Source organism: Streptomyces sp. Y2F8-2 (genome assembly GCF_014905555.1).
In the GTDB taxonomy this organism is placed as follows: domain Bacteria; phylum Actinomycetota; class Actinomycetes; order Streptomycetales; family Streptomycetaceae; genus Streptomyces; species Streptomyces cynarae.
This window is the reverse complement of the sequence record NZ_BNGS01000003.1, coordinates 950,782-961,429: the sequence shown is the minus strand read 5'-3', so window position 1 is coordinate 961,429 and position 10,648 is coordinate 950,782. Positions and strand designations below refer to the sequence as shown.

The following is a 10,648-nucleotide window of genomic DNA, read 5'->3' as shown; positions in this document are numbered from 1 at the left end:
GAGGTGCGCAACTTCCTGGTCGCCAACGCCGTGTACTGGTGCGAGGAGTTCCACATCGACGGCCTGCGCGTGGACGCCGTCGCCTCCATGCTCTACCTCGACTACTCCCGCGAGCCCGGCCAGTGGATCCCGAACGAGCACGGCGGCCGGGAGAACCTGGACGCCGTCGCGTTCCTCCAGGAGATGAACGCGACGGTGTACCGCCGTAACCCCGGCGTGGTGACGATCGCGGAGGAGTCCACCGCCTGGGACGGGGTGACCCGGGCGACGCACCACCGGGGGCCGAGCGGCTTCGGCGGCCTCGGCTTCGGGCTGAAGTGGAACATGGGCTGGATGCACGACTCGCTGGAGTACATGGCCCACGACCCGATCCACCGCGCTTACCACCACAACGAGATGACGTTCTCGATGGTGTACGCCTACAGCGAGAACTACGTCCTGCCGATCTCCCACGACGAGGTGGTGCACGGGAAGCGGTCGCTGGTGTCGAAGATGCCGGGCGACTGGTGGCAGCAGCGGGCGAACCTCCGTGCGTACCTGGGCTTCATGTGGGCGCACCCGGGCAAGCAACTCCTCTTCATGGGACAGGAGTTCGCCCAAGGTGCGGAGTGGTCGGAGGCGCACGGACCGGACTGGTGGCTGTTGGATCCGGAGTACGGCGCGGAGGCGGACCACCGGGGGGTGCGGGACCTGGTCCGCGACCTCAACACCGTGTACCGCGGCACGCCGGCGCTGTGGGAGCGGGACACCGAACCGTCCGGTTTCAGCTGGGTCGTGGGTGACGCGGCGGACGACAACGTGTTGGCGTTCCTGCGCCACGACGCGGAGGGCGGACCTCTGCTGGCCGTGTCGAACTTCTCCCCCGTCGTTCGCCAGGACTACCGCCTGGGCGTCCCGGACGACGTCCCGGCCTGGCACGAGGTGCTGAACACGGATGCGGCGGCGTACGGAGGCAGCGACGTCCGCAACCCGGGGCCGGTGAAGCCGGAACCCACGCCGTGGCACGGCCGTGCGGCCAGCCTCCGCCTGACGCTGCCCCCGCTGGCAACGCTCTGGCTCCGCCCGGCCTAGGTTTCTCGCCGGAAGCGGGGGTCTGGGGGCGCAGCCCCCAGGGACGGGAAGGGTAGGGGCGGCGGGGGCGGGTCACCCGGCGGGACACCCTCGTGGTCGGCTCAGCGGCCGCCGAACATCAGCCTCCGCAGCCCCGCCAGCAACCCCTTCGCCTCCCGCTCCACACCGCGCGGCTCCTCCGGGGGTTCCGTGGCTCCCCCCGAGGCGCCACGCGCACCCGGCACCGGCACGTCCCCGTGCAACGCGTAGCGGATCGGCAGCAGTCGCAGCCCCCGCACCACCGGCCCCGACCGCCACGGCAACTGATCGGGCGGCAACGTCAGTTCCGCCTGTGCGAAGTGCTCGAAGACCCGCCCCACCGCCGTCGCCACGATCATCCCGCCCAGCTCCCGCGCCGCACTCGGGCACTGGTGCTGACCCGCCCCCCACCCCAGATGCGCCCGCGTACTGATCGTCGGGTCCACCGCCGAGGACGAGTCGAGCGCCAGCAGGTCCCGGTGCGCGGCCGCCGCGGACGGCGACACCGCGTCGCCCGCCCGGATCCAGAAGTTGCCCAGCCGCACATCCCGCGCCGCGAAGCGGAAGCACATGTTGGCCACCGGCGGATTGACCAGCGCCGCCCGGTTCACGGTCTCCCCCAGCTGCCCGGCCGACAGACCGAGCCGCACCGTGGCGTTGCCCCGCAGCACCTCCAGGAGCGTGTTCAGCACCATGTTCCCGGTGACGTCGTTGAGGTAGACCGCGTTCATGAACAGCTCCCGGCCCAGCCGTTCGTCCGACAGGTCGGGATCGGCCAGCAGCATGTACGAGGTCAGGTCGTCACCGGGCCGCGCCCGGCGGTGCGCCGCCAGTCGGGTCATGGCCGCAAGCGCCCTGCCCGTCGCCGCCCCCGCGTCCGACCCGCCGTCCAGCATCCGCCACAGGTCCATGACCAGCTCGTCGCCCAGCTCCACCGGGCAGCCGAACAGCCGCGTCGTCACCATCAGCAGCAACGGCCGTGTGTACTGCGCCCCGAGGTCGGCGAACCCCGTCGGCCCCGAGTCGGCGGCCAGCACGCCGATCAGCTCGTCCGTGTAGCGGGCGACGGCGGCCCGCAGTTCCCAGCCCTGCGGCGTGTGCCCGTCCTGGAAGGGGCGCAGCGCCGAGTGGTGGGTGCGGCGGGCCGCCCGGTGTTCGTCGCCGTCCATGAACATCGTCTGCCGCACCTCGTAGCCCGCGAGCAGCGGCCAGTCCGCGGGCAGCCACCCCTGCGCCCGGGCCCGCCAGTACCGTACGTCCCGCCGCCACACGCTCTCGTCCCGCAGCACCTGAAGGACCTCGCGGTAGCCGAGCACCAGCCACACGGGCACCCCCATCAGCCCGACCGGCGCGACCGGGCCGTAGGTGCGCCGCAGCCGCTCGTACACGCCCTCGGGATCCGCGTCGAACTCCGAGGTGAGCAGCGGCGGTACCGGCAGCGAGGCGAGCGACGGGCTGTCGGCCGGCGCGGTCGCGTACGGTTGGGCGTCCATACCGACACGCATACCGCACCGGACGTGCACGGCCGGTGATCGAAGCGTGAACTGTTATGCCCCGGTGATCTTCGTTTCCGGTGCGTTCCGGCGCGCGTCGTCCGCGTCCGTCAGTGCCGCCGCCAGTGGCTCGGGCAGCTCCCCGCTGTGCACCACGCCCAGCCGCTGCGTCGCCCGCGTCAGCGCCACATAGAGGTCGCTCGTGCCGTAACGCCCCGGCTCGACCACCAGGACGGAGTCGAACTCCAGGCCCTTGGCCTGGCGCGGGTCGAGCAGGACCACGGTCCGGGTCAGGTCCGGTTCGCCGCCCGCGGTCACCCCGTCGATCCGCGCGGCCAGCGCCCGGTGGAGCTCGCGCGGGGCGATCACCGCCAGCCGGCCCTCGGTGGGGGTGAGTTCGGCGGCCGCCTTCGCCACCGTGCCGGGCAGGTCGTCCACCGCGCGGCGCGCCCACGGCCGTACGCCGGTGGAACGGACCGAGCTCGGCGGTTCGAAGCCGGGGTGCTCCGCCCGGACCACGGCCGCCGCGACCTCCATGATCTCGGCGGGCGTGCGGTAGTTGACGCCGAGCCGGGTGTGCTCCCAGCGGTCCTCGACGTAGGGCGCGAGGATCTTCGACCAGGAGCCGACCCCGCCGGCCTCGGACGTCTGCGCCGGGTCCCCGACCAGGGTCATCGAGCGGGTCGGGCAGCGCCGCATCAGCAGCCGCCAGGCCATCGGCGACAGCTCCTGCGCCTCGTCGACGATGATGTGCCCGAACGCCCAGGTGCGGTCGGCCGCGGCGCGCTCCGCGGCACTGCGGTGGTCGGCCTCCTCGTGCCGCTCGGCGAACCGTTCGGCGTCGATGATGTCGTGCGCGGACAGGACTTCCGACGCTTCCGGGTCACTGTCCTCCTTGTCCTCGAACTCGTACGTCCGGGAGGCGTACGACACGTCCAGCACGCCCTGCGCGTACGACACCTGCGCCTCGCGCTCGCGTTCGGCGCGGGCGCGGGCCGAGCGGTCGTCCTCGCCGAGGAGTTCGGCCGCCTCGTCGAGCAGCGGGATGTCGGCCGTCGTCCAGGCGCGGGTGACCGGGCGGCGGATGGCGGCCGCGTCCTCGTCGGACACATAGCCCTCCGGATCGGCGAGGAAGTCGGCGACCAGCCGCTGCGGGGTCAGACGCGGCCACAACTGGTCGATCGCGGACCAGACTTCCGGGTTCTCGGCCAGTTCGTCGCGGATCTGGGTGATGTCGCTCGCGTCGAGGAGGTTCGAGCCGTCGTACGGGTCGGTGCCGATCCGTTCGGCGACCATGTCCGTCAGCGTGTTGAGGATGTGGCCCTCGAAGTGCTCGCGCGCCGCGTTGTGCGGCAGCTTCGCGGCGCGGGTGCGTTCGCGGGCCACGTTCACGAGCCCGTCGTCGAGCAGCAGGACGTCCCGGTCGTGCTCGATGGCGATGACCGGGTCGGGCAGCGCCTGCCGGTCGGCGACGACCCGTGCGAGCACGTCGGCCATCTCGGCGCGGCCCTTCACCGCGGCGGCCTCAGGTGTGTCGGCGGCGGTGGCCTTCACGCCGGGGAACAGCTCGCCGACCGTGGCGAGCAGCACGCCGGTCTCGCCGAGGGAGGGCAGCACCTCGCCGATGTAGCCGAGGAACGCCGGGTTGGGGCCGACGATGAGGACGGCGCGGCGGGCGAGCAGCTCCCGGTGCTCGTAGAGGAGGTAGGCCGCGCGGTGCAGCGCGACGGCCGTCTTGCCGGTGCCCGGGCCGCCCTCCACCACCAGCACTCCCCGGTGGGGTGCACGGATGATGCGGTCCTGGTCGGCCTGGATGGTCCGGACGATGTCGCTCATCCGGCCGGTGCGGGCCGCGTTGAGCGCGGCGAGCAGCACGTCGTCCCCGGCGGGGTCCTCGTGGCCGGTGCGTTCGCGGTCGGCGACGTCGAGGTGCTCGTCGTGCAGGGCCGTGACCCGGCGGCCCTCGGTGGAGATGTGCCGGCGCCGGCGCAGGCCCATCGGGGTGTGTCCGGTGGCCAGGTAGAAGGGGCGGGCGACCTCGGCCCGCCAGTCGATCAGGATCGGTGTGCGCTCGGCGTCGTCGGCGCGCAGTCCGATACGGCCGATGTGGTGGCTCGTCCCGGAGGTGAGGTCGATACGGCCGAAGCACAGCGAGCCGTCCACGGCGTTCAGCGCGGCCAGCAGGCCCGAGCGTTCGGCGACGAGGATGTCCCGTTCCAGGCGGGCCTGCATGGGCTTGTCGCCCTGGGCGAGCGCGTCCGCGACGGAACCCTCGGTGTCGCCGCGCAACGCGTCCACCCGCGTGTACAACCCGTCGATGAATTCCTGCTCGTGCCGCAATTCATCGTCCGGAAATTCGGTGTTTGACAATTCAGCTCCCGCCCGGATACACTGTGCTCACTGAACTTCTTCGCGACCCGACCCATCCTCAAGTCGCGAACCATTGAATATACGCAAAGAAATCCCCCGAGCGCAATTACTCGGGGGATTTCTGCTGTGGCGGTCGGGGCATCAGAGCACGTCGGACAGCTCCTCCAGCAGCCGCCGCTTGGGCCGCGCCCCCACCATCGCCTTCACGGGCTCACCGTTCCGGAACACCATGAAGGTCGGCATCGACAGCACCTTGTAGGCGTTCGTCGTCTCCGGATTGGTGTCCACATCCAGTTGGACCACCTTGAGCCGGTCACCCTCCTCGAAAGCCAGGGAGCTGAGCACCGGCCCCATCTGCCGGCACGGCGGGCACCAGTCGGCGGTGAACTCCACCAGCACCGGCAGATCCGATGCGAGCACCTCCGCCCCGAAGTCCGCGTCCGTCACCTCGGTCACACCATCCGCCTTGATCACCGCTCCTGCCCTCCCAGCTCGCACAGCGGTTCCGGACCTCCCGGAACCAGCGCCTCGGCGGCCAGTCCGTCGCGGGCCTGCTCGGCGCGCGCCAGCTGTCCGGCGACCTTCTCCCGCACCGACTGCAACTCCCCGATCAGCGCGTCCAGTTCATCCAGCTTGCGCCGGTAGACCGCGAGCGACGCCGGGCAGGAGTCGCCCTCCGGGTGCCCGGCCCGCAGACACTCCACGAAGGGCCGTGTCTCCTCCAGGTCGAACCCGAAGTCCTGCAGGGTGCGGATCTGCTGGAGCAGCCGCAGATCGCGCTCGTCGTAGGTCCGGTATCCGTTGTCACCGCGCCGCGCGGGCAGCAGCCCCCGCGACTCGTAGTACCGCAGGGTCCGCGTGGTGGTCCCGGCCCGCGCCGCCAGCTCGCCGATTCGCATGTCCGCGACGGTAGTCCTTGACGCCGACGTCAAGGCAAGGCCGCAGGCAGGCCGCGCCCCCGACGGTCACGCGAGCCCCGGGAAAAATCCCGCCACTCCCCCGGCGCGCACCGATGACTCCGGCCCGCCCCGGCGGTCTCATCTGTGACAGGACCCGGCGACGGCGGACGGACGGACCCATGACCACCCTGCACCACCTCGTGAAGACGTACATCGACAAGGGCTGGGCGCCGGGCGCCGTGGCCCTGGTGGAGCGGCACGGCCGTACGGAGACCGCGGCGGTCGGCTCGCTGGACGCCACCGGCGCGCAGCCGATGCCGCCCGACGCGATCTTCCGCCTCGCCTCGATCACCAAACCCCTCGTGGCCGCCGCCGTGATGACCCTCGTGGAGGACGGCACCCTCGCCCTCGACGCCCCGATCGCCGTCTGGATCCCGGAGCTGGCGCACCCCACCGTGGTGCGCACCCCCGCCGGTCCGCTCGACGACGTGGTGCCCGCCTCCCGGCAGATCACGGTCCAGGACCTGCTGACCTTCCGCGCGGGGTACGGCTTCCCGTCGGACTTCTCCCTGCCCCAGGTCAAGGCCCTGTTCGAGGTGCAGAGGCCCGGCGCGGATCCGGGCGCCCTCCCCGACCCGGACACCTGGGTCGCCGAGCTGGCCCGCCTCCCGCTGCTGTACCAGCCGGGCGAGGCCTGGCTCTATCACACCTGCTCCGACCTCCAGGGCGTGCTGATCGCCCGGGCGACCGGCCGTCCGCTGCCCGAGGTGCTGGCCGAGCGGATCCTCGAGCCGCTGGGCATGTCCGACACCGCCTTCGAGGTGCCGGCCACCAAGCGCCATCGCCTCACCACCGCCTACCGCCCCGACGGCACGGGTGGCCTGGAGGTCGTCGACACCCCGGACGGCGGCTGGAGCAGTCTGCCCGCGTTCCCGTCCGGCGGGGGCGGCCTCGCCGGTACGGCCGCCGACTGGCTGGCCTTCGCCCGCATGCTGCTGGCCGGCGGGACCACGCCCGACGGCCGCCGTGTCCTCGCCACGGAGTCGGTGCGCCGGATGACCGCCGACCATCTCGCCCCGGCGCAGCGGGCGAGGGCCGCCCTCTTCCTCGAGGGGCAGGGCTGGGGCTACGGCGGCTCGGTGGACATCGCGGCCTCCGATCCCTGGACCGTCCCCGGCCGCTACGGCTGGATCGGCGGCACCGGCACCAGCGCCCACGTCGTCCCGGCCACCGGGACGGTCGCGATCCTGCTCACCCAGCGCGCGATGGAGAGCCCGACCCCGCCCGCCCTGATGCGCGACTTCTGGCGGTACGCGGCCGGTACGTCATGAGACGCCCGGCCGGGAGGGTCCGGCGGCCCCACCGCCGGACCGACCGGGACGGTTCAGGGCGTGAGCAAGACCCCGGCCGACTCCTCCACCTCCAGCAGGGAGGCGCTCCGCCGCTCCTCCTCGAACGCCTTGCGGCCGCCGCGCAGCCCGAACAGGCGCTTGGCGAACGCAATGTAGAGGACCGCGAGGATGTTGAGGACCAGTGTCGCGATCTTCAGGCCGCTGATGTGCTCGGTGAGTTCGTACACCTCCAGCGGCAGGAAGGCCGCGGTGGCGACGACCGTCAGGTACTCCGCCCAGCGCTTGGCGTACCAGAGGCCGACCGCCTCGACCAGCTCGATCAGCGCGTACGCCAGCAGCAGCCCGGCCACCAGGATCAGCGTGGAGTGCCGGTAGCCGAAGGACTTCTGGATGGTGCCGACCACGGGCGAGTGGTCGAGGTCGTAGTGGAAGTGCCGAAAGACCGGCCGGAAGACCTCCAGGTACTCGTTGAACAGCCGCCGCACCGCGTCCTGGCTGTTGCTGAACCTCCACACCGCCACCGCGACCAGCACGATGAACACCCCGCGAACGGCCCGCTCGATCGCCAGGAAGCGCAGGATGAACAGGTCGCGCAGCACCTTGCCGCGCGGCACGAGCGGGGCGTCGCCGGCCGGTCCCGAGCCGTGCGGCTCGCCGAGCACGAAGTCCCCGCAGCGCAGGCAGCGCCACACGTCCCCGAGTGCGGTCTGGGCGTGCAGCCGGATCCGCAGCCGGGGGTCGTCCGGCGCGTAGGTCACATGACCGCGGCGCGCGCAGGTGCGCCGGTCCCAGTCGATCTTCATTGCCCCCGTGCCTCCCGCATGAAGGTGCCGTGCCGGTCGTTCCGGCACGGCACGGTAGTGCATGTCCTACGAGACGTGGGGGCAGGGCGGGGGGTTCCCGTCGAGGTCAGTGGCGTTCGGCGGTCACGAGATCCCGCTCCTCGGCCTGCTCCTCGGCGGCGGGCTGCGCGGGGCGGTCCCTGCGCGGCAGCAGCGCGGCGACCAGGAGGGTGCCTGCTCCGAGGATCACCGCGCCGACCAGGCTGGTGTGGGCGACGGCGTCCGCGAAGGACGAGCCGACCGCGTCGGCCATCTGCCGGGCGCCGTCCGCGAGCTGCCCGGCCTGTGCCTTGAGCTGTGCGGCCTGCTGGGCGCTGCCCGCGTGTGCGGCCTGCTCGGCGAGCTGCCGGGCCTTGTCGCCGATGCCCTGCGCCACCGCGTATCCGGCGCCGACGGAGTCCTGCGCGGTGTCCAGCGTGTTCGCCGGGAGCCGGCTGCCCGCGGTGGCGTCCGCCAGGTGCGAGGAGTAGGAGTCGGCGAGCACCGAACCGAGGAGGGCGATGCCGAGCGAGCCGCCGAGTTCGAGCGAGGTGTCGTTGACGGCGCCGCCGACGCCCAGCTCGGACTCCGGGAACGCACCCATGATCGCGTCGGTGCACGGCGAGAGCGCGAGGCCGATCGCGAGGCCCAGGATCACCAGGGGCAGCACGAAGTCGCCGTAGGTGGATCCGGCGTCGACGCGGGTGAGCAGCGCGAGCGCCGCCGTGCCGCCGACCATGCCCGCGGTCACGGTGATCCTCATGCCGACGCGCGGGGTGAGGAACCCGGTCAGTGCCGAGCCCACGAAGACGGCTCCGGCGAGCGGCAGCATGCGCACACCGGTCTGCAGGGCGTCGTAGCCGAGGACGAACTGCAGGTGCTGGGTGAGGTAGTAGAAGGCGCCGAAGACCGCCAGGAAGAACAGCGCGACGGCGAGGTTGGAGCCGGCGAAGCGGCGGTGTGCGAAGCGGCGCACGTCCAGGACCGGGCGCGGGTGGCGCAGCTCCCAGGCGACGAACAGCAGGAGGCCGACTCCCGCGACCACGGCGGCCGTGACGGCCTTGGTGCCCCAGCCGAAGTGCGGCCCCTCGATGATCATGTAGACGAGCGAGCCGATCCAGACCACCGACAGCAGTCCGCCGACGACGTCGATCCGGTCGTGGTGGGCGGCCTTGGACGGCGGGACCAGGACGAAGGCGGCCACCAGGGCGACGGCGGCGATCGGCACGTTGATCAGGAAGGTCGAGGACCAGCCGTGGTCCTTGAGCAGCGCTCCCGCGACGACCGGTCCGGCCGCGATGGCGAGCCCCGCGGTCGCGGTCCACAGGGTGATCGCCTTGGCGCGTTCGGCGCGCGGGAAGGTCGCGGCGAGCAGGGAGAGCGTGGCGGGCATGATCAGCGCGGCGCCGACGCCCATCACGGCGCGCGCCGCGATCACGGTGGCGGCGCTGTCCGCGAGGTAGCCGAAGACGGCGCCGCCGCCGAAGACGACGAGCCCGAGGACCAGCGCCCCGCGTCGGCTGTACTTGTCGCCGATCGCGCCGAGCAGCAGCATCAGCGCCGCGTACGGGACGGTGTAGCCGTCGATGACCCACTGCAGGTCGGCGCTGGACAGGCCGAGGTCGCGGGTCATGTCGGGGGCGGCGACGGTGAGGGCGGTGTTCGCCATCACGATGATCAGCAGGCTCAGGCAGAGCACGCCCAGCGCCCACCAGCGCCGGGGGTAGGGCCGGTCCGTCCTCTCGACCGGTTCGTTCATGACGAGACGCATGAGTGCGGGCCTTCCTCTCCTCCATCGCCCATGACGTGCACAGCGACTTGCACATCACCGTGCAACTGCACAACACTGTGCAAGGTACGGCATTGCACAGCGGTGTGCAAATGGAGGAGGTGGAGGCCCTGTGGAGGCGTACGGACACCACGCGGGGCCGTGCACAATGGCAGCCATGACCACGGGTAACGCCAGCCGGGCCGATGTAAACCGCCGCCGCATCCTGGATGTCGCGCTGGCCGAGCTGCTGCGCGACCCGGACGCGTCCATGGATCAGATCGCCCGGGCCGCGGGCGTCGTACGGCGCACGGTGTACGGGCACTTTCCGAGCCGTGAGGCGCTGATCAGCACCCTCGTCGACGGCGCGGTCGAGGCGGTGGCGGCGGCGCACGCGGCGGGCCGCGAGGGCGTCACGGACCCGGCCGAGGCGCTGGCCCGCTCCGCTCTCGCGGTGTGGGAGGTCGCCGACCGCTACCGGATCCTGGTGGCGCTCGCCCAGCGCAGCGTCACCGTGCAGGGCATCCGCGACCGGCTGGCACCGGTCCGCAAGGCGTGTGCGGAGATCCTGGCGCGCGGTCTGGAGCAGGGCGTCTTCGCATCGCCGCTGCCGCCGCAGGCGCTGGCGTATGTGCACGAGCAGATGCTGTTCGCACTGATGGAGGCGGTGAACGACGGCCTGCTGGCGGCGCGGGAGGCGGGCGGCTCCGCCGCGGTCACGCTGCTGACCGCGGCAGGGGTGCCCGCTGAGCGGGCCGGCGAGTTGGTGGCGAAGCTCAGCGGCTGAAGCCCGCCCTGGAAACGGAAAAGGCCGAGCGGCCGAGCCCACGGGGGGAGGCTCGACCGCTCGGGGTGA

9 protein-coding genes are annotated in these 10,648 nt (G+C 72.2%); 3 read left to right on the top strand and 6 right to left on the bottom strand.

Annotated features, from left to right (window positions below; genetic code table 11):
* On the top strand, nt 1–1,071 hold a 1,071-nt coding region (glgB, locus tag SY2F82_RS14400), incomplete at its 5' end, for a 1,4-alpha-glucan branching enzyme (protein WP_200419391.1).
* A gap of 101 nt (nt 1,072–1,172) precedes the next feature.
* On the opposite strand, the gene SY2F82_RS14395 is transcribed toward glgB, so the two are convergent.
* The 4 genes from SY2F82_RS14395 to SY2F82_RS14380 all read right to left on the bottom strand — a co-directional run bounded on the left by SY2F82_RS14395 (nt 1,173) and on the right by SY2F82_RS14380 (nt 5,851).
* A complete protein-coding gene (locus SY2F82_RS14395) occupies nt 1,173–2,582 on the bottom strand; it encodes a cytochrome P450 (protein WP_200419390.1) in 1,410 nt (469 codons plus the stop codon).
* Nucleotides 2,583–2,636: 54 nt separating this feature from the next.
* A complete protein-coding gene (locus tag SY2F82_RS14390) occupies nt 2,637–4,952 on the bottom strand; it encodes an AAA family ATPase (RefSeq protein WP_236041413.1) in 2,316 nt (771 codons plus the stop codon).
* A gap of 141 nt (nt 4,953–5,093) precedes the next feature.
* Entirely contained in the window at nt 5,094–5,426 is a 333-nt protein-coding gene (locus SY2F82_RS14385; RefSeq protein WP_308437763.1) for a co-chaperone YbbN, read from the bottom strand.
* The gene (locus SY2F82_RS14380) at nt 5,423–5,851 is read right to left on the bottom strand and encodes a MerR family transcriptional regulator (RefSeq protein ID WP_200419389.1); all 429 of its coding nucleotides are present in this window, start codon (nt 5,849–5,851) and stop codon (nt 5,423–5,425) included. The genes SY2F82_RS14385 and SY2F82_RS14380 overlap by 4 nt, the downstream gene beginning before the upstream one ends.
* Nucleotides 5,852–6,030: 179 nt before the next feature.
* Here SY2F82_RS14380 and SY2F82_RS14375 point away from each other — a divergent pair, with 179 nt between their 5' ends.
* Complete coding sequence (locus SY2F82_RS14375) at nt 6,031–7,182, top strand: serine hydrolase (RefSeq protein WP_200419388.1); 1,152 nt, start codon at nt 6,031–6,033, stop codon at nt 7,180–7,182.
* A gap of 53 nt (nt 7,183–7,235) precedes the next feature.
* On the opposite strand, the gene SY2F82_RS14370 is transcribed toward SY2F82_RS14375, so the two are convergent.
* Together SY2F82_RS14370 and SY2F82_RS14365 are read right to left on the bottom strand one after the other, a co-directional pair.
* Entirely contained in the window at nt 7,236–8,006 is a 771-nt protein-coding gene (locus tag SY2F82_RS14370; protein WP_200419387.1) for a DUF2127 domain-containing protein, read from the bottom strand.
* Nucleotides 8,007–8,112: 106 nt separating this feature from the next.
* Nucleotides 8,113–9,795: an MFS transporter gene (locus SY2F82_RS14365; RefSeq protein ID WP_200419386.1), complete on the bottom strand. Its 1,683-nt coding sequence runs from the start codon at nt 9,793–9,795 to the stop codon at nt 8,113–8,115.
* A 166-nt stretch (nt 9,796–9,961) separates the two neighbouring features.
* Here SY2F82_RS14365 and SY2F82_RS14360 point away from each other — a divergent pair, with 166 nt between their 5' ends.
* On the top strand, nt 9,962–10,579 hold the full coding sequence (locus SY2F82_RS14360; protein ID WP_200419385.1) for a TetR/AcrR family transcriptional regulator: 618 nt from the start codon (nt 9,962–9,964) through the stop codon (nt 10,577–10,579).
* The last annotated feature ends 69 nt before the right edge of the window (nt 10,580–10,648 follow it).